Source organism: Methylibium rhizosphaerae (assembly GCF_006386545.1).
Lineage (GTDB): Bacteria > Pseudomonadota > Gammaproteobacteria > Burkholderiales > Burkholderiaceae_C > Pseudorivibacter > Pseudorivibacter rhizosphaerae.
Genome location: NZ_SWAR01000003.1, coordinates 25,931 through 43,392 on the forward strand (window position 1 = coordinate 25,931; position 17,462 = coordinate 43,392).

General features: G+C 69.3%; 24 protein-coding genes. 10 read left to right on the forward strand and 14 right to left on the reverse strand.

The annotated features are described in order from the left end of the window. Positions 1-339 precede the first annotated feature (339 nt). Positions 340-1,674, forward strand: a complete 1,335-nt coding sequence (locus E8D38_RS02775) for a helix-turn-helix domain-containing protein (RefSeq protein ID WP_246099326.1) — start codon at positions 340-342, stop codon at positions 1,672-1,674. Position 1,675: 1 nt separating this feature from the next. Here the strand turns inward: E8D38_RS02775 and E8D38_RS02780 are convergent, their stop codons facing one another. From E8D38_RS02780 to E8D38_RS02835, 12 genes are all read right to left on the reverse strand, one after another. Continuing rightward, a complete protein-coding gene (locus E8D38_RS02780; RefSeq protein ID WP_140626214.1) occupies positions 1,676-2,440 on the reverse strand; it encodes a glycoside hydrolase family 25 protein in 765 nt (254 codons plus the stop codon). Then, positions 2,440-2,703, reverse strand: a complete 264-nt coding sequence (locus tag E8D38_RS02785; RefSeq protein WP_140626215.1) for a hypothetical protein — start codon at positions 2,701-2,703, stop codon at positions 2,440-2,442. Before E8D38_RS02785 ends, E8D38_RS02780 begins: the two co-directional genes overlap by 1 nt. Positions 2,704-2,764: 61 nt before the next feature. Further along, positions 2,765-4,639 carry a hypothetical protein gene (locus E8D38_RS02790; RefSeq protein ID WP_246099327.1) on the reverse strand — a complete coding sequence of 625 codons (1,875 nt, stop codon included), beginning with the start codon at positions 4,637-4,639 and terminating at the stop codon, positions 2,765-2,767. Positions 4,640-4,715: 76 nt separating this feature from the next. After that, on the reverse strand, positions 4,716-5,126 hold the full coding sequence (locus E8D38_RS02795) for a hypothetical protein (RefSeq protein WP_181178902.1): 411 nt from the start codon (positions 5,124-5,126) through the stop codon (positions 4,716-4,718). Continuing rightward, positions 5,123-6,223 carry a hypothetical protein gene (locus E8D38_RS02800; RefSeq protein WP_140626216.1) on the reverse strand — a complete coding sequence of 367 codons (1,101 nt, stop codon included), beginning with the start codon at positions 6,221-6,223 and terminating at the stop codon, positions 5,123-5,125. The genes E8D38_RS02795 and E8D38_RS02800 overlap by 4 nt, the downstream gene beginning before the upstream one ends. Positions 6,224-6,251: 28 nt before the next feature. Continuing rightward, positions 6,252-6,599, reverse strand: a complete 348-nt coding sequence (locus E8D38_RS02805) for a hypothetical protein (RefSeq protein ID WP_140626217.1) — start codon at positions 6,597-6,599, stop codon at positions 6,252-6,254. Positions 6,600-6,623: 24 nt separating this feature from the next. Continuing rightward, positions 6,624-7,214 carry a RebB family R body protein gene (locus E8D38_RS29250; protein WP_140626218.1) on the reverse strand — a complete coding sequence of 197 codons (591 nt, stop codon included), beginning with the start codon at positions 7,212-7,214 and terminating at the stop codon, positions 6,624-6,626. Beyond that, positions 7,211-7,447, reverse strand: a complete 237-nt coding sequence (locus E8D38_RS28770; RefSeq protein ID WP_246099328.1) for a RebB family R body protein — start codon at positions 7,445-7,447, stop codon at positions 7,211-7,213. Before E8D38_RS28770 ends, E8D38_RS29250 begins: the two co-directional genes overlap by 4 nt. Positions 7,448-7,485: 38 nt before the next feature. Next, positions 7,486-7,758 carry a RebB family R body protein gene (locus E8D38_RS02820; RefSeq protein WP_140626219.1) on the reverse strand — a complete coding sequence of 91 codons (273 nt, stop codon included), beginning with the start codon at positions 7,756-7,758 and terminating at the stop codon, positions 7,486-7,488. A gap of 61 nt (positions 7,759-7,819) precedes the next feature. Next, positions 7,820-8,086: a RebB family R body protein gene (locus E8D38_RS02825; protein WP_140626220.1), complete on the reverse strand. Its 267-nt coding sequence runs from the start codon at positions 8,084-8,086 to the stop codon at positions 7,820-7,822. Positions 8,087-8,123: 37 nt separating this feature from the next. Next, complete coding sequence (locus E8D38_RS02830; protein WP_140626221.1) at positions 8,124-8,393, reverse strand: RebB family R body protein; 270 nt, start codon at positions 8,391-8,393, stop codon at positions 8,124-8,126. A gap of 65 nt (positions 8,394-8,458) precedes the next feature. Further along, entirely contained in the window at positions 8,459-8,749 is a 291-nt protein-coding gene (locus E8D38_RS02835) for a RebB family R body protein (protein WP_140626222.1), read from the reverse strand. 342 nt (positions 8,750-9,091) lie between these two features. Between E8D38_RS02835 and E8D38_RS02840 the strand changes: the two genes are divergently transcribed. The 6 genes from E8D38_RS02840 to dut are packed head-to-tail and all read left to right on the forward strand — an operon-like array spanning position 9,092 to position 13,925. After that, positions 9,092-9,613, forward strand: a complete 522-nt coding sequence (locus tag E8D38_RS02840) for a GNAT family N-acetyltransferase (RefSeq protein ID WP_140626223.1) — start codon at positions 9,092-9,094, stop codon at positions 9,611-9,613. Continuing rightward, positions 9,610-10,458, forward strand: a complete 849-nt coding sequence (locus E8D38_RS02845) for a dienelactone hydrolase family protein (protein ID WP_140626224.1) — start codon at positions 9,610-9,612, stop codon at positions 10,456-10,458. Before E8D38_RS02840 ends, E8D38_RS02845 begins: the two co-directional genes overlap by 4 nt. 21 nt (positions 10,459-10,479) lie before the next feature. Then, a complete protein-coding gene (locus E8D38_RS02850) occupies positions 10,480-11,028 on the forward strand; it encodes a TlpA family protein disulfide reductase (RefSeq protein WP_181178903.1) in 549 nt (182 codons plus the stop codon). 38 nt (positions 11,029-11,066) lie between these two features. After that, positions 11,067-12,188, forward strand: coding sequence for a transglutaminase-like domain-containing protein (locus E8D38_RS02855; protein WP_140626226.1), 1,122 nt, complete (start codon positions 11,067-11,069; stop codon positions 12,186-12,188). 2 nt (positions 12,189-12,190) lie between these two features. Continuing rightward, positions 12,191-13,423 (forward strand): bifunctional phosphopantothenoylcysteine decarboxylase/phosphopantothenate--cysteine ligase CoaBC, encoded by a 1,233-nt coding sequence (coaBC, locus tag E8D38_RS02860; protein ID WP_140626227.1) that lies wholly within the window; start codon positions 12,191-12,193, stop codon positions 13,421-13,423. 52 nt (positions 13,424-13,475) lie between these two features. Beyond that, on the forward strand, positions 13,476-13,925 hold the full coding sequence (dut, locus tag E8D38_RS02865; RefSeq protein WP_140626228.1) for a dUTP diphosphatase: 450 nt from the start codon (positions 13,476-13,478) through the stop codon (positions 13,923-13,925). Positions 13,926-13,953: 28 nt separating this feature from the next. Here dut and E8D38_RS02870 read toward each other — a convergent pair whose 3' ends face one another. Beyond that, entirely contained in the window at positions 13,954-14,475 is a 522-nt protein-coding gene (locus tag E8D38_RS02870; RefSeq protein ID WP_140626229.1) for an FKBP-type peptidyl-prolyl cis-trans isomerase, read from the reverse strand. A gap of 48 nt (positions 14,476-14,523) precedes the next feature. On the opposite strand from E8D38_RS02870, the gene E8D38_RS02875 reads away from it, so the two are divergent. From E8D38_RS02875 to E8D38_RS02885, 3 genes are all read left to right on the forward strand, one after another. After that, positions 14,524-15,699: a cupin domain-containing protein gene (locus E8D38_RS02875; RefSeq protein WP_140626230.1), complete on the forward strand. Its 1,176-nt coding sequence runs from the start codon at positions 14,524-14,526 to the stop codon at positions 15,697-15,699. After that, positions 15,692-16,195, forward strand: a complete 504-nt coding sequence (locus E8D38_RS02880) for a DUF7931 domain-containing protein (RefSeq protein WP_140626231.1) — start codon at positions 15,692-15,694, stop codon at positions 16,193-16,195. Before E8D38_RS02875 ends, E8D38_RS02880 begins: the two co-directional genes overlap by 8 nt. A 143-nt stretch (positions 16,196-16,338) precedes the next feature. After that, complete coding sequence (locus E8D38_RS02885) at positions 16,339-16,569, forward strand: hypothetical protein (protein WP_140626375.1); 231 nt, start codon at positions 16,339-16,341, stop codon at positions 16,567-16,569. Positions 16,570-16,650: 81 nt separating this feature from the next. Here the strand turns inward: E8D38_RS02885 and E8D38_RS02890 are convergent, their stop codons facing one another. Next, entirely contained in the window at positions 16,651-17,421 is a 771-nt protein-coding gene (locus tag E8D38_RS02890) for an MBL fold metallo-hydrolase (protein WP_140626376.1), read from the reverse strand. Between the last annotated feature and the right edge of the window lie 41 nt (positions 17,422-17,462).

A 17,462-nucleotide genomic window follows, 5' to 3' on the forward strand; every position in this document is an offset into this window, starting at 1 on the left:
GTCGGCGGTCGGGTCGATCGCCGTGCTCGGCCGCGCGCGGCGCTCACCGCCGAGCTGATACGCCACGCCTACCGGCCACATCGGTCATGGGCCGAACTGCTGCGTGGGCTGCTTGAAGCGCTCGCGGACCGATCGGGTGCGACACACGGAGCTCTTGCGCTGCACGAGATCGGCACGCTGGCGTTCGAATCCACAGGCGGTGCATTCGTGGCGCACTGGCAAGACGCAGGCGCGCGGCCCCGCAACGGCCATGCCCAGCCCGGCAGCTTGCCGAACGGCGCATTCAGGTGGTCCCTTCCAGCGAAGCACGCTGCCGGCAACGGGAACAGTCATTCCTCGATGGTGGTGCAGCCGGCGGTGTTTCCGCTGCGCTACGGCGCCGCGATGCTGGGCGAGCTGCAGCTTGCATGGCCCGGCGGTCGTGCTGCACAGGACGCGCACGAGGCCCTGTGTGAAGAGTTCGCAGACCGTTGCGCGCTGCTGGCCAAGCGCTATGCGATTCAGCGATGGACCGGTCAGCGCCTCGGGCGGCCCATGATGCTGGTCGGCGCGTCGGAGGGGCTGTTTCGCCTGGAGTCCTTCGTCGAGATGGCTTCGGCGAGTGCGCTGCCGGCGTTGCTGACGGGCGAGTTCGGCACCGAAAAGGCCCTGCTGGCGGCCGCCATCCATTGCTGCGGCCCGCGTGCCGAAGGGCCTTTCATCGAAGTGAATTGCGCCGATCCGGCGGGTACGCCGGCCAGCTGGTTCGAGCAGGCCCGCGGCGGCACGCTGTTCTTCAACGGCATCGACGAGCTGCCCGCCGCCCTGCAGGGGCAGCTTCCACAGCACATGCACTCGCGCCTGTGCCAATGGCTCAGCGTGCCCGAGACGCGCGAGCTGCGTGTCGTTGCGACCTGCACTGCGGACCTGCGCGTGCAGGCGGGGGACGGTCGTTTCTCGCGGGCGCTGCTGGCCGAACTCGACTTCCTGTCCATTCGCGTGCCGCCGCTGCGCGAGCGCCGGGACGACATCGAGGCATTGGTCGCTGCCGCCATCGAGCGCCAGGGCTTCGATCCCGGTGTGCTGCTGACCAGCGACCTGATCGAACTCTGCCGCGCCCACGCCTGGCCGGAGAACTTGTTCGAGCTGGAGCGGGTGATCGCGCGCCTGGCCGTGATGACGAAGGGGCGCCCGATCCGCTATGTCGACATGCTGCACCACGCGCCGCACATGGCCGCAGAGCGGCGAGCTGCCACGCCGCGGCCTGCTCCACCGCCACCTGTGCCCTCGCGGCCAAAGGTCACGGCTTCGGCGCCGGACCACTGGGTGCGGTGCGCGATGACGGGCAACCAGCAGGAGCTCGGCAAACTGCACGACGGCCTGCGCAAGGCGCTGCTCTACCTCGGCGAACACCATGCGGAAGCCGTCGTGCAGGGGCAGCTGGCGCAACAGGCGCACGTGAGCCCATCGCACCTGAACTTCCTGTTCCGCAGCGTGCTGAAGACGACCTTCAAGTCGCTGCTCCAGCGCATCCGCATCGAACGCGCGCGGCAGCTGCTGGCGGCGGACAAGCACCAGCGCATCACCGACGTCGCCTTGAGCGTGGGCTTCAACGACCTGAGCCACTTCGAAAAGAGCTTCCGGCGGATCATCGGCATCAGCCCGCGCGAGTACCGCCGCACGGAAGCGGGTTGAGTCAGCGGATCCGCACCGCTTCGAACTGCTCGGCCGTGCCGTTGAACCGGTCGAGGTCCACCACGCCTTCGACACCCGCCACGCGGCCGGCCCGGCTGTATTGCCAGAAGGTCCACGTCGTCCAGTCCAGCGGCAACTGCGGCTGGGCGGCGCGGCTGTACTCGGCCAGCCACAGCGGGTAGGCCGAGAAGCCCGACAGGTACTGGTTCGCGAAGGACTCGCCCGAGTAGATGATGGGCTTGACCCCGTATCGCTGCTCGACGAGCCCCAGGAACTGCTTCAGGGCCGCGGCGAGTTCGGCCGACGAATTGCCGTTGAGCTTCTCGATGTCCACCACCGGCGGCAGGTCTCCCGGCTGCAGGCTGCTCACCTGGGCCGAGAAGTTCGCGAACTGCGCCTGCGGCGTGTCGCTCGTCACGTAGTAGTGGTAGCTGCCCGCCGCCAGCCCGGCCGCGCGGGCGGCCTGGATGTTGGCGCGGTAGTCGGGGTCAGCCACCGTGCTGCCCTGGCTTGCCTTGATGAAGACGTAGTCGGTGCCGGCGCCTTTGAGCTGGGCGAAGTCGACTTTGCCCTGCCAGTTGGAGAGGTCCACGCCGCCGATGGGTGGCGTGACAGCGGCCCGGCTCGCGGCGGCCGTGGGCGCGGGCGCGCTCGGGGCGGGGCCGGGAGGCACTGGCCGGTCGCAGGCCGCGAGCACTGCGCACGCCAGCCAGGCCGCGGCTTGCAGCGCCTTCGTGCAGGCGCTGCGGCTCGCGGGCACAAGCATCACGACGCTTCGCTCAGCGTGGTCTGCCCGGGGCCGTTCGCCGTGACCTGGAAGGTCACCGGGTCGTCACCGATCTCGACGAACTGCTCGGCCTGCGGTTGGGCGCCCTGGTAGTAGGAGGTGACCGTGGGGTCGCTTTCGTCGAGGTTGGCGCTGCTGCCCCAGTTCAGGCCGTTCACGCCCCAGCGGGCCGAGCCGATGGTGATGGCCTGGAGGTTTTCCTGTTCCGAGCCACCGGTCAGTTGCAGAGTCACTTGTGTCATGAAGGCTCCCTTCGCTTGGGTTGAGGTTGGGTTGGAGGTGGCAAAGGGCGTGGGCCTGGGCTCACACCACGGGCAGCAGCGTCTTCAGCGCCTCGTATTGCCGCGAGATCACCGTGCGGATCAGGTAGTCCTCGATCAGCGCGGCAGCGACCTTGCGTTGCGCGGCGATCTCCGGCAGCGAGGCGAACGCCACGTCGGGATCGACCGCGTCGCGCCGGAACGGCGCTTCGCCGGGCCTGGCGGTGGTGGCGGAGAGGTAGGTGGTGGCCTTGCCCTTGTCGAACACCACCATCGTCATCTCGTAGGTGATGCCGGTCGTCCGCGGCACGCTGTAGGTGCGAAAGCGCACCGAGGTCGAGAGCCCGGCGCCTGCCTGGCCGGCATAGCGCGGATCGAGCTGCGTGCGGAACAGCTCGCACAGGGCGTCCACCTGCAGTTGCGTGTCCACGCGAAGCACTGCGGCTTTCAGCACGCCCGAAAAGCCGATCTCCTGCGGTGCGAGGTATTCGTCCTGCTCCAGTACGCGCATCAGCACGAGGTCGTCGCTGAATGCCGCGGCGCGCGGACCTGCAGCGACGGAGCTGGGCAGTCTCGCAAGTGTCTGGGTGAGCCATTGCCGCAGCTGCGTCCGCGCCTGGGCGAAGCGGTTGAGTTGCGTGCCGCTGACGTGGCCGTCCTGGGTGAAGTCGCCGTTCTGGGCCACCGCACCATCGGCAATGCGATCCATCAGGTTGCGTGCCAAGGCGTATGCCGGGTCGCCGTCCCCGAGGATGGCCTGGGCCTGGTTGCCGCCGTACCGGTTGATCGCGGCGGTGACCGTGGCCACGTGCTGGGGCGGGCCCCCCGTGATGTCGGCAACGCCGGCCATCGCACTGAGCGCGTGAAGGATGTTCTGCTGCTGCGCCTGGTTGCTGCCGTCCCAGATGACCTTGAAACGTGAAAAGCGCTTCTCGAGCTTGTCGGGGTGGCGCGAGCTGTCGTCGGCGATCTCGCACAGCATCGTGGCGATCTCGCGCAGGTGGTACATGATGTCCGGCAGCGGCAGGTACACGAGGTCGGGGCCCGGCTGGTTCACGCCGACGGGCTGCCGGGTGACGGTGATCTGGCGCTGCGCCAGCTCCTCCCACACGGCCACTGCCTCGATCGTGTCGCGGCGCGGCAGCGTCACGTCGATCAACTCCATCAGCAGGGGCCTGGCGATCTCTCCCATGTTCGGCTGGACCGGTGGCTCCGGATCGAGCGCGGCGTGCCAGGTGTAGCCGAGCCGGTGCAGCACGAACGGTCGGATCGCGTCGTTGAGCAGGATGCCGGGAATGCGTTCCGGGTTCGGGATGTCCGGCGCCGAGACCGGGCGGCGATCATTGGTCCACAGCCCCAGCCGCTGCTGGTCGAACACCCGCCGCACCGACTGCGGGTCGTCGTAGCTGAGCACATAGGCCGAGTAGTTCTTGCCGTCCAGGTTTGCGCGCTGTGCGAGCCAGCGCGTCACCGTGCCGTTGGCAAAGTCGCCGGCCACCAGCGCGATGTTCACGCCGGCCTGGACCAGCGCATCCGTCACCAGTTCCTCCACCAGGCCATAGATGACACCCTGCAGCGGCACCGGCGCCCAGGGATCGATGACGATCTGCGTGTCCCAGTCGGACGTGCCGCCGCCGTTTTGCATGGCCGCGGCGCCGTTGGGGTCGCGCACGCATTCGAAGGCGTTGCCGCCCTTCATGTAGAACTTCACCAGGTCCCGGCCTGCGACGACGTAGTACTTGTCCTGCAGGGTCTGGTTCAGTTCGGTGATGCGGTTGTCGATCTCCTGCAGCGCGTCCAGCACCTGGATGCGGATCGCCGGCGTTTCCAGGCCACCCGGGTCGGCCACGTTGTTGATCTGCTTGGTCAGCCAGCCGCTCATCGCGCGGCGTGCAGCCTTCTGGTCGGAAGTTTCCATGCGTGCTCCTGGACCTTGCGCCGGGGCGTGCCTCGTGTGTGCCCCTGGGGGTACGAAAACTTGGGGCGGCGCCTGCCTACTTCGAGGTGCCAGGCGTTCCCGTGCCGGCCACTGCTGCCGCGATCGCCGCCTCCGCCTGCTGCTGGGCTGCAGCCACCGCCTGCTCCTGCGCCTGCCCGGCCTGCTGCACGGCTGTCACCACGGCCGCCTCGCTGGCGCTCAATGCCTGCTCGGTTTGCGAGACGGCCTGGGTCGCCGCTTGGCCGAGGTCTGCCTGGGCGGTCGCGTCGACGGCTTGTCGTACGGCGCTGCCGGTGGCGCTGATGGCCGCATCGACTTGCTGCTGGGCCGTTTGCATGGCCTGTTGGGCCAGTTGGTTGGCCACGTCCACCGGCGACAGCGGCTTGGCAGGCGGTGACGGTGGCTTCGCCTCCGATGGGGCGGGCGCGGGTGGTGTCTTCGGGGGCGGCGCGGGGCTTTGGGTCATGACGCAGTCTCCTGGGGCATGGCGGGCGGTGTGGGGGCCTGCACGGCGGTCGCCGACGGTTGCAGCCCGTAGCTGCGCAGCGAGATCACGCCGTTGGCGCCCAGTTGCAGCTCGGCCTGCTGGTTGCCGGCTTCGAGGGTGTAGGTGCAGGTGGCGCCGTCCTGGCCCATGCGGCTCAGGCGAGGCCTGGCCGCGGCGAGAAACGACTGTGCAGAGCCGATGTACAGCTCGACCAGGCGCTGCGCGGCAGCGCCGGTTTCGTTGTGGTAGGACGTGTGCCGCACGAACTGCTGCAGGCCTTCCGACAGGCGGGAGAAACCGACGCGCCGGCCGCTGGTGAGCCAGCCGCTCACGGTCTGCGATACCTCGCCGGGCGAGGGCAGGCCGCTCAGCTGCGGGCAGTCGAGCGCGCCGAAGAACAGGGGCAGCAGGCCTTGCATCGTTTGCGTCGCCTGATTGGCGCGGGCCTCGGGCGTTTGCGCCGAGGTCCCGGGCTGGGCAGCCAGCGCCTGATAGAAGCGCACGTAGTCGACGTATTCGAGCGGCGTTCGGGCCTGCTGGATGGCGAAGGCTGCTGCCTCCTGGTCAAGGCCGTCGGCGGGCGCTGCATCCGGGTCGTTCGGGCCGCGCATGAGCTCGCACAACGCGACGCGCTCTGTCAGACCCATGGCCTGGAACAGCGGTGCATGGTCGACGCCGAGGCCGGCGAGCCAGGAGTCGACGGCGGCCAGGTCCGCCTGGGGGAGCAGGCGGTGGTCTGCCAGCACGCGCTGCATCTGCGCCGCGACGACGGTGCTGGTGTCGCCGCTTTCGGCCTTGGCGAGCGCCCGCAGGTCGGCCAAGCCCAGCGTCATCAGCTTCACGGGGCTCACCAGCAGCGTGAGCACGGGCAGCAGCGCGAGGGGCGATGCATGCAGGCCCTGCTGCACCTGGGCGACCAGGGTGGTCTCGTCTGCGAAGTCGTAGCGCGCGGCCGGCGCGGCCAGTGCCCAGGCGAGCCATTCCTGCCCGCCGTCGATGAACGCCAGCACCAGCCGGCACAGCTCGGAGAGGGATGCGGCCTGCGGGATGGGCCGGCCGGCGACGGAGATCGTCATGGCGATGGTTCTCCTGTGGTCGCGTGGGTCAACCCGCCGGGAAGCCCTTGAGCACCGAGGCGGCGGCGGTGCCGATCTTGGCGTAGTCGTCGGTGGCGCCCTGCATCAGCTCCTGCGCCTTGCTGATGGCGTTGGCGTACTTCTGATCGCCGGTGGCGAGGTACTGCGCCATCGCCACGCCGACGGCGGTGGTGGCGATGGTCGAGATGTTGCGCAGCGCGTCGGTCGCGTCCTGCACCGCGATGGCGGTGGACTGGGCCACCGACTGGTAGGCCTTGCCCGCGCCGCTGGTGAGCACGACCTGCGGGCTCATCGTGGCGAGCTGGACCTGGTTGATGACGTCGATGACCTGTGGGTTGACCTTGCTCGGGTCCATGACCGCTCCTTGGGTGTCGTGATCTCAACCGCCTGACGGCGCCGGCGAGGGCACGGGGCCGGGGTCCGGGGCTGGTGTCGGGCTGGGCACGGGAGTGGGGGCTGGCGCTGGCGCCGGAGGCGTCGGGGCAGGTGCTGGCGTGGGGGCCGGCGCGGGCTCCGGTGCAGCGGAAGCGGCCTGTGCGAGCAGCTTCAGGTCGGCCTGCGCCGTGGCAGCGTCCTGCGTGGAGCCTGAGGCCTGGGCCTGCAGCACCTGGATCGCCGTCTGCCCCTCGGCCATGGCCGCGGCGATCACGGCTGCCGGCGGCGGCGGCTCGGGCGCCGGGCCGGGCAGCGGGTTCACCACCGGTGCCGGGCTGGGGGCCGGTGTGGGCGGCGGAACGACGGGGAAAGGCGCGGACAGCATCTTCGCGCACGCTGCCGTCACGGCGGCCGAGCTGATCATGCCGGCGCTTTGCTGCCGGTTGACCGCGTTGTGCATCGCCATGCCCAGCGTTTCGAGCAGCACGGCGTCGAGCATGCCGAGCGCCTGCGCGGGCGATTGGCCGGAGGCCAGCGTCACGACGCTGCTGACGGCGTCGACGATCTGGCTGTTCACGGTGCTGTCGTCTGTCATGAACTGGCCGCTCCCTTGGTGATGATCAAAGCAAGAACCTGGGCCACGGAGGCTTCGGCGAGTACCTGCCCTCGCTGCTGGCAGGCGACCGCGTTCTCCATCGCGAGGCCGAGGCTGTCGGCCATCGCGACATAGGTCATGCCCATGGCGAATGCCGGGGCTTGGCCCAGGGCCACCACCGAGCCCGAACCGGCCGGGCCGGCGAGCCGGGCGGTGGCCGGGGGACGCGGCAATCGGCGGCTCCCGGGTCGGGGTGCGCGCTAGCGTCGGCTTACTTCAGGCCGAGGATCTCGGTGGTCGCCACGCCGGTGGAGGCGGTGTCCACGGACAGCAGGGTCGACACGCCCTGGGTGGTGGAGGCCTGCATCGTCACGTAGGACTGCTGCTGGTTGTTGGTGGCGTTGTGCGCCGCGTTCGACAGGGCCTGGCTGGTGGCGACGAACAGGTTGCCCATCGCGACGGCGGGCGCGTCGCCCAGCACCTTGGTGTTGGCCTGGGTGATCGAGTCGGTGATCTGGCTGTTGACGGCGGTCGGGAATGCCATGGTGTCTGCTCCTAGCGGGTGGTGGTGGATCGGCAGGGCGAAGGGTCAGCGCGGGGGGCCGTCAGCCAAGAATCTTCTTGGTGGCGGCACCGGTGGCGCCGGTGTCGAGCGAATACAGCAGCGACACGCCCATCGTGGTCGCTGCCTGCGCGGTGACGTACATCTGCTGCTGCGCCAGCGTGGCGTTGTGCGCCGCGTTGGCGAGGGCCTGTGCCGTGGCCTGGTACAGGTTGCCCATGGCGATGGCCGGCGACGTCCCGAGCACCTGGACGTTGGCCTGCGTCACGGAGTCGGTGATCTGGTTGTTGACGGCGGTGGGGAAAGCCATGTGCTCAGCTCCTTGGCGTTAAAGGCGGTCGGCGGTGTCAGCTGCCCAGCACCGTCTTCGTGGCGACGCCGGTGGAGGCGGTGTCGATCGAATACAGCGTGGCCACGCCCATCGTGGTGGACGACTGTGCGGTCACGTAGCTCTGCTGCTGCGCGTTGGTGGCGTTGTGGGCTGCGTTGGCCAGGGCCTGCGCCGTGGCCTGGTAGAGGTTGCCCATCGCGATGGCCGGCGCATCGCCCAGCACCTTGGTGTTGGCCTGGGTGATCGAGTCGGTGATCTGGTTGTTGACGGCAGTTGGAAATGCCATGTCGGTGTCCTCCTGAGTGGTTGTCTACGTCGTCGCGGGTCGGGCCTGCAGGCCGGGCACATGCTTCAGGGCCCCAGGCCCTTGACGCCGGTGCTCAGGATGTCCTTGGTGGCGACGCCGGTGGAGGCGGTGTCGATCGAGTACAGCGTGGCCACGCCCATCGTGGTGGCCGACTGCGCGGTCACGTAGCTCTGCTGCTGCGCGTTGGTGGCGTTGTGGGCGGCGTTGGCCAGGGCCTGCGCGGTGGCCTGGTAGAGGTTGCCCATGGCGATCGCCGGCGCGTCGCCCAGCACCTTGGTGTTGGCCTGGGTGACGGAGTCGGTGATCTGGTCGTTGACTGCTGTCGGAAATGCCATGTTTTCTCCTTGAGTGCCTGACCGCCCCCGAGGCGGCCGGATCGACTGCGGGACGCTTGCCGGTCCGGTCTGGGCTGGTGAGGCCGGCGACGAACCGTGAGGTCATGCTAGGCAGGCGATCCGAAAGGCGATCGGTGCAGCTCACGAAAAAACAGGCCGTTTCGCGCAAGGCGGCCGGCGGCTGCGGCAGGGGTCGGGGGAATCGACGGTCGATTCGGCGGGGGCGATCCGGCTCGTCACGCGCGCCCGCCGGGACGGAACCGGTACGAATCGACGAAATGCAGTGGAAGCGACGGCAGCGGCCGAAGCGATAGAGTGTTGCGGCACAAGGAGAGCCCGCACATGAGCATTTCCGTCCGCCGTGCGTCGCCCAAGGATGCCGCCGCCTGGGCCCACATCGTCGCCGCACCCGATGTCTTCCCGGGCCTGATGCAGGTGCCCTTTCCCGACGAGGAGCGGGTGCGCCAGTGGCTCACCGAAACCTGCGTGACGGGCCGGCACGACGTGCTGCTGGTGGCCGAGCGCCAGGGCGAGGTGGTCGGCACCTGCGGCCTGCACCCGGTGGGGCCGCAACTGCGGCGGCGCCACGCGATGATGCTGGGCATCTCGGTGGCCGGGCAGGCGCAGAACCAGGGCGTGGGATCGGCGCTGATGCAGGCCATGTGCGAATACGCCGACCACTGGGCACAGGTGCTGCGGCTGGAGCTCACCGTCTACAGCGACAACGAGCCGGCCATTGCGCTGTATCGCAAGTTCGGTTTCGAAGTCGAAGGCACGCACCGCGCCTATGCCATGCGGGCGGGCCGGTATGTCGATGCGCTGGCGATGGCCCGGCTGCATCCCAACCCGCCGGCCTTTCCATGACATGGCGTCGCTGGTTCGCCGGGCTGGCGCTGGCAGGCTGCGCCTGGGCGGCCGCCTGCGCCCAGCAGCGGGTCGAGGTGCCCAGCCTGGACCTGCGGGCCGGCGCGCCGCTGAAGCTGGCGGGCTACTGGTTCGCGGTGGACGGCACCGGCCGCCGTCCCGCCGTGGTGCTGCTGCACGGCTGCGGCGGGCCGCACGGGCGTGACGGCGAGCTGTCGGATCGCCTGGCCGACTACGCCGCATGGATGCGGGTGCAGGGCTGGCATGCGCTGGTGATCGATTCGCTCGGATCGCGCGGCGAACGCGAGACCTGCACGCAGCGCTCCGGCACGGCCTCGGTGAAGCAGGGGCACCGACGGCGCGATGCGCTCGGCGCGCTGCGATGGCTGGCGGCCCGGCCGGAGGTCGATGCCGAACGCCTGGCGCTGGTGGGCTGGTCCAACGGCGGCAGCACCGTGCTGGCCGCCACCAATGCAGGGCTCCGCGAGGTGACGCAGTCACCGGTGAATCCCCGTGCGGCGGTGGCCTTCTATCCCGGCTGCAGCTTCGAGCTCGGCCGCGGCTACCGCCCGCTGGTGCCGCTGCTCCTGCTGCTCGGCGAAAAGGACGACTGGACCGGCGCGCAGCCCTGCCTGGACCTGGCCCAGCGTGCGGGGGCAAAGGTGCAGGTCGAGGTGTATGCCGGTGCCTACCACGGCTTCGACAGCGAAGCGAAGCTGCGGCTGCGCCGCGACGTGCCCAATGGCGTGTCGCCGGGGCAGGGCGTGCACGTGGGCGGCGACCCGATCGCGCGGGTGGCTTCGCGCGAGCGGCTGCTGGCCTTCCTGCGCGAGCAACTGCAGTGAGTGCCCCCGACAATGGCGAGCATGAGTCTGAAAGAGTGTTCTTCCCGGCGCAGCTGGCTGGCCATGGCGGCCGCCCTTTCGTTGCCGCTGCCCGGCCGCGCGAGCACGATCGAGCGCCCCTGGCCGGCCCGCAAGCCGGCGCCGCCGCTGGCGCTCGACGACCTGGAAGGCCGGCGCTGGAGCCTGGCACCCCTGCGCGGCAAGGTGGTCGTCCTCAACTTCTGGGCCAGCTGGTGCGAACCCTGCGTCACCGAGATTCCCACGCTGAGCTGGCTGGCCGAAACACACGCCGCGCGCGGCGACCTGGTGGTGCTGGGCGTCAACTACCAGGAGCATGAGGTCAAGGTCAGGCGCTTCCTGCAAGGCGTGCCGGTGTCGTATCCGGTGCTGCTCGACCGCAACGGCGAAGCCGCCAAGACCTGGACTTCGCGCATCTTCCCGACCACCGTGCTGATCGGGCGTGACGGCCGGCCGGCGATCAGCGTGATCGGCGAGCTCGACTGGGCGGGGCAGCAGGGCGAGCGGCTGCTCAACCCCTTGCTGGCCGCCTCGCCGGCGGCCTCGCGATAATCCGCGCCAGTTCGAGACCAGACCTTAGGAGACCGGCCATGACCTACCACATGTCACGTCGCGCCCTGCTGAAGACCACCACCAAGGCCATCGCGCTGTCGGGCATGTCGTTCGCGGGCCATGCGCAAGCTGCCGCGACGCGCCGCTTCGAGCCGCAACCCGGGGTGTGGCGCACCTTCGAGATCACCACCAGCGTGGAGCTGCGCCAGGCCATGGGCGCGAGCCGTGTGTGGCTGCCGGTGCCGGCCGTCGACACTGCCTGGCAGCGGTCGCTCGAAAGCAGCTGGTCGGGCAACGCGCGCAGCATGAAGCTGGTGTCCGACCAGAAGTACGGCGCCCGGATGCTGCTGGCCGAGTTCGATGCCGACCAGCCCGACCCGGTGGTGCAGCTCACCAGCCGTGTGCAGACGATGAGCCGCTCGGTCGACTGGTCGGCGCGCGCTGCTGCGAAGGAAGACCCGGCCGCGCTGAAGGCATGGCTCGCCCCGACCGAACTCATGCCCACCGACGGCATCGTGCGCGACACCGCGCTGCAGGTCACCAAGGGAGCCCGCACCGACCTCGACAAGGCGCGCAGCATCTACGACTGGATCGTTGCCAACACCTACCGCGAACCCAAGGTGCGCGGCTGCGGCATTGGCGACATCAAGAGCATGCTGGAGACGCAGAACTTCGGCGGCAAGTGCGGCGACATCAACGGCCTGTTCGTCGGCCTGTGCCGCGCCGCCGGCGTGCCGGCGCGCGACGTGTACGGCATCCGCCTCGTGCCCAGCGCCTTCGGCTACCGCGAGCTGGGCGGCAACCCGGCCAACCTGAAGAGCGCGCAGCACTGTCGCGCCGAAGTGTTCCTGCGCGAGTACGGCTGGGTGGCCATGGATCCGGCCGACGTCGGCAAGGTGATGCGCCTGGAGACCGGCGACTGGATCAAGGATGCCGACCATCCGGTGGTGGCTCCGGTGCGCAAGGCGCTGTTCGGCGGCTGGGAGGGCAACTGGCTGGGCTACAACACCGCGCATGACGTGATGCTGCCGGGGTCGTCGGGCGGCAGGCTGGGCTTCCTGATGTACCCGCAGGCCGAAAGCGCCCAGGGGCGCTACGACCCGCTGGACCCGGACAACTTCAAGTACACCATCACCGCCCGAGAGATCACGGCGGCGTGACCATGAGCGATCGTCCTGACCTCGCCGGCAAGCGCATCGTCCTCGGTCTTTCCGGCGGCATCGCCTGCTACAAGTCGGCCGAGCTGGTGCGCCTGCTCACCAAGGCCGGCGCCTCGGTGCAGGTGGTGATGACCGAGGCCGCCATGCAGTTCATCACGCCCGTGACGATGCAGGCGCTGTCGAACCAGCGGGTGGTGACCAGCCAGTGGGACGCGGCCGAGCCCAACAACATGGCGCACATCAACCTGTCGCGCGATGCCGATGCGATCGTCGTCGCGCCGGCCAGTGCCGACCTGATCGCGCAGCTCGCGCAGGGCCGGGCCGGCGACCTGCTGTCGCTGCTGTGCCTGGCTCGGCCCATCGAGCGCTGCCCGCTGCTGCTGGCGCCGGCCATGAACCGCGAGATGTGGGCCCACCCGGCCACGCAGCGCAACCTGGCGACGGTGCGGTCCGACGGTGCCCTCGTGCTGGGCGTGGGCAGCGGCGACCAGGCCTGCGGCGAGGTGGGCGACGGCCGCATGCTCGAGCCCGTGGAACTGCTGGAGGACATCGTTGCCTTCTTCCAGCCCAAGGCCCTGGCCGGCCAGCGCGTGCTCATCACCGCCGGCCCGACTTTCGAGCCGATCGACCCGGTGCGCGGCATCACCAACCTGTCCAGCGGCAAGATGGGCTTCGCGCTGGCGCGGGCGGCCCGCGAAGCCGGCGCCCAGGTCACGCTCGTGGCCGGGCCGGTGCACCTGCCGACGCCGCGCGGCGTGTCGCGCATCGACGTGCGCACCGCGCAGCAGATGTTCGACGTCACGCTGCCGGCCGCGCAGCGCCACGAGGTGTTCATCGCCACCGCCGCGGTGGCCGACTGGCGGCCGGCCTCGCTGTCGGAACACAAGATCAAGAAAGACGGCAAGAAGCTCGCGCCGACCTTCGAGCTGACCGAGAACCCGGACATCCTCGCGTCGGTGGCCGCGTTGCCGCAGCCGCCGTACTGCGTGGGCTTTGCCGCCGAGAGCGAAAACCTGGCGGCGCATGCGCGCGCCAAGCTCGAACGCAAGCGCCTGCCGCTGGTGGTGGGCAACCTGGGGCCTGCCACCTTCGGCCGCGACGACAATGCGCTGCTGCTGGTGGACGCGCACGGCGAGCAGTCCTTGCCCGCCGACGGCAGTGCCGCCGACAAGCTCACCCTCGCGCGGGCCCTGGTGGCCGAGATCGCGCGCCGCATTTCCAACCGCACCGCATGACTGCCCTCACCCCAACCCTCTCCCAATGGGAGAGGGCACAGACTGACTTCGAATGACAGAGATCGATCTGAAGGTGCTCGACCCGCGCATGGCCGAGCAGATCCCCACCTATGCCACGCCCGGCAGCGCCGGCCTCGACCTGCGCGCCTGTCTCGACGCACCCGTCGTGCTGGAGCCGGGGCAGACCACGCTCATCCCGACCGGGCTGGCCATCCACATCGGCGATGCGGGCCTGGCCGCGCTGATCCTGCCGCGCTCAGGACTGGGCCACAAGCACGGCATCGTGCTGGGCAACCTGGTGGGGTTGATCGACTCCGACTACCAGGGCCAGCTGATGGTGAGCTGCTGGAACCGCGGCGTGTCCACCTTCACCATCCAGCCGATGGAGCGCATCGCGCAACTGGTCATCGTGCCGGTGGTGCAGGCGAGCTTCCGCCGCGTGGACGACTTCGACGCCTCGCATCGCGGCGAGGGCGGGTTCGGATCGACCGGCAAGCACTGAGCGGCGCCATCGCGCTCGGTGCAGGCGTTCAGTGCAGGTCCTGTGAGGTCGGCACCGTGTTGAGCACGGTGAAGGTCGGCTCGGCCACCGAGCCGGCTTGCACTTCCTCTTCGGTGGCCTCTCGCACCGCTCGCACCTTGAGCGCCAGGTTCAGCGCAATGCCGGCCAACGGGTGGTTGCCGTCGAGCACCACATGCGAGTCGTACACCTCGGTGATGGTGTAGATCGCATCGGCCGGGAGACCGGCGGTGGTGGCGCCCTCGGGCGGGCCGTCGAACTGCATGCCCGGCTCGATGTGGCCGGTGAACACGTCGCGTGCCTCGAAGAACACCAGGTTGGCGTCGTAGTCGCCGAAGGCATGCTCGGGCTCGAGGTGCAGGTCGGCCTCGAAACCCTCGCTCTGGCCCAGCAGCGCTTCTTCCACCTTGGCCAGGAGGTCGTCGCCGCCGTAGAAGAACTCGACGGGATCGACCAGCTCGTCGATGAGCTGGCCCTGGGCATCTTGGAGTCGCCACGTCAGGCTGACGACACAGGGGGCTGAAATCTGCATCGGGCGATCATCGCATGAACGCTGCGGCGCCCCGGCAAAATGTGCCGCATGAAAACTCATTCCAGCATGGTCATCGACGTCGATGCGGCCGCCCCGCTGTTGGGCGGGCTGTCGCCACGCCGCTTCATGAAGAAGCACTGGCAGAAGAAGCCGCTGCTGATCCGGCAGGCCATGCCGGGCGTGCAGGCACCGGTGTCCCGCAGCGAACTGTTTGCGCTGGCGGGCCGGGAGGGCGTCGAGTGCCGGCTGATTGAGCAACTGCCGCGCGGCAAGGGGAGTGCGGGCTGGTCGCTCAGGCATGGTCCCTTCGCGCGGCGTGCCTTGCCGCCGTTGAACCGGGCGGCGTGGACGCTGCTCGTGCAAGGCCTGGACCTGCATGTCGCTTCGGCACGCGCGCTGCTCGATCGCTTCCGTTTCGTGCCGGAGGCGCGGCTCGACGACCTGATGATCTCGTTCGCGACCGAAGGCGGCGGTGTCGGCCCGCACTTCGATTCGTACGACGTGTTCCTGCTGCAGGTGCACGGCAAGCGGCGCTGGCGCATCGGCCGGCTCGAGGACCCGAGCCTCGAGCCCGACGTGCCGCTCAAGATCCTGAGCAACTTCGAAGCCGAAGAGGAGTGGCTGCTGGAGCCGGGCGACATGCTCTACCTGCCGCCGCGCTGGGCGCACGACGGTGTGGCCGAAGGCGGTGAATGCATGACCTGCTCGATCGGCTTTCGAGCGCCGATGCGCAGCGAGCTGGCGCGCGAGCTGCTCGTGCGCTGCGCCGATGCGGTGGACACCGACCAGGCGGCCATGCTCTACCGCGACGCGCAGCAGGAGGCCACCGGCACGCCCGGCCGCATTCCCGACACGCTGGTGCAGTTCGCCGCCGAGGCGGTGCAGGCCGCCCTGCGCGACCCGCAGGCGCTGCGCGTGGCGCTCGGCGAGTACCTCACCGAACCCAAGGCCCAGATCTGGTTCGAGCTGCGCGAGCCCTTGGGTGACGGGCAGGGAGTGCATCTCGATGCGCGCACGCGCATGATGTACGACGCCGGCCACGTGTACGTGAACGGCGATTCCTGGCGGGCAGGGGGGCGCGATGCCCGGCTGATGCAGCGTCTCGCAGACCGGCGGCGCCTCACGGCGCGCGAGGTGGACGGCGCGAGCGAAGGCGCGCGCGAGTTGCTGTCGCAATGGTGTGAGGACGGCTGGTTGCAGCCCGAGGAGCACGACGATGAGTGATGAGGTGAATGCGGAGCCGCAAGGTACGCAGGTCTTCGAATCGCGCGGCGCCTTCCAGCAGGCCTTGCGTGACGCCTTTGTCGAAGTGGCTGCGCACGGTGGGCGAGAACTGTGGCTGTGCGATCGCGACTTTGCGGAATGGCCGCTCGGCGAGCGCTCGGTGGTGGAGTCGCTCACGCAGTGGGCTTACGCACACCGCAAGCTCGTGGTGCTCGCAGGCACCTTCGACGAGGTGGTGAGGCGGCATGCGCGCTGGCTCGAGTGGCGTGTGCATTGGTCGCACATCGTCGAATGCCGCACCGTGCATGAAGATGAGGTACCGCAGATGCCGAGCCTGCTGTTCGCGCCCGGCTGCGTTGGTGTGCGTCGTCTAGACGACCTCTATCGCGGCCGCATCTATCGAGAGGGTTCGGACCTCGCCCGCTGCCAGGAGTGGATTGACGCCATCGCACAACGTTCGACAGAAGCCTTCCCGGTCACAACACTGGGACTGTGATTAGCGCAAGAGGATTGGCACGTATAATCGCGGGCTGGACTGGGAATGCTCGAGCGTTCCTGGCCTTTCCGTTGGGACCCTTCTGCAAGAGGGCCCGTCAATTACCGGTAATTGTTCGAACTCTTTGTTGAGGGAAAAAGATGATGAAAAAGTCGCTTGTGCTGGCTTCCCTGGTTGCTGCCGTTGCTCTGGCTGCCTGTGGCAAGAAGGAAGAAGCTCCTGCTGCAGCCGCTCCGGCTCCCGCCCCGGCTGTTGAGGCTTCCGCTCCTGCCGCCGCTTCTGCCGTGGCCGACGCTGCTTCCGCTGCTGCTACCGCTGCGACCGCTGCCGCCGACGCTGCTGCTTCCGCTGCCGCCGCTGCTGCATCGAAGTAATCAGCCTTTACCGGTTGACGAGAAAGCCGCCCTCGAGGCGGCTTTTTTGCGTCCGTTTCCTGAGTCCGTTTCCTGACCAGCTCAGTCCAGGCTGAGCCATCCGAAGCCAAGTCGCTGATCGGCGACAACAATCTCGCGGCTGCCGAGCACCGGGGCGAGTGCCGCACAGGCGAGCTCGGGCGTGTTGTTCTGTTCGCTCAGGTGGGCCGCCACCACGTGGCGCAGGCCGCCGTGCAGCAGCGCGCCGAGGATCTGCGCCGCCGTGTCGTTGGCCAGATGGCCGTGCCTGCCGGCGATACGCGCCTTCAGCATGGGCGGGTAGCTCGACGCCGCGAGCCGCTCGCGGTCGTGGTTGCATTCGAGCAGCAGGCCGTTGACCCCTTGCAGGGCCTCCAGCAGGTGGGTGGTCGACGAGCCGGCATCGGTCAGCACGCCCAGCACGGCCTGGCCGTCCGTGGCGGTGAGCTGCAGCGGCTCGTGCGCATCGTGCGGCACCGTGTAGGGTCTCAGCTCCAACGCGCCTATGGCCACGGGTTCGCCATCGCGCGCGAAGCGCAGGCGGTCTCCCGCATCCGGTTCGCCGATCGCGTGCCAGGTGCCCCGGCTCATCCACACCTCGAGCGCATGCCGGCGTGCCAGCGGAAGGGCGCAGCCCACATGGTCGCCATGCTCGTGGGTCACGAACACGGCGTCCAGGTCGGCGGCGCCCAGGCCGATGCGGTTGAGGCGAAGCTCGAGTTCCTTGAGCGAGAAGCCGCAGTCCACCAGCACCCGCGTAGTGGTCGGGCCATCGCGGGCCTCGATCAGCGTGGCGTTGCCGCTGCTGCCGCTGCCGAGGCTGCAGAAGCGCAGCGCCATGTCAGGCCTTGCCGCGCCGCGCAGCGGGCGTCATG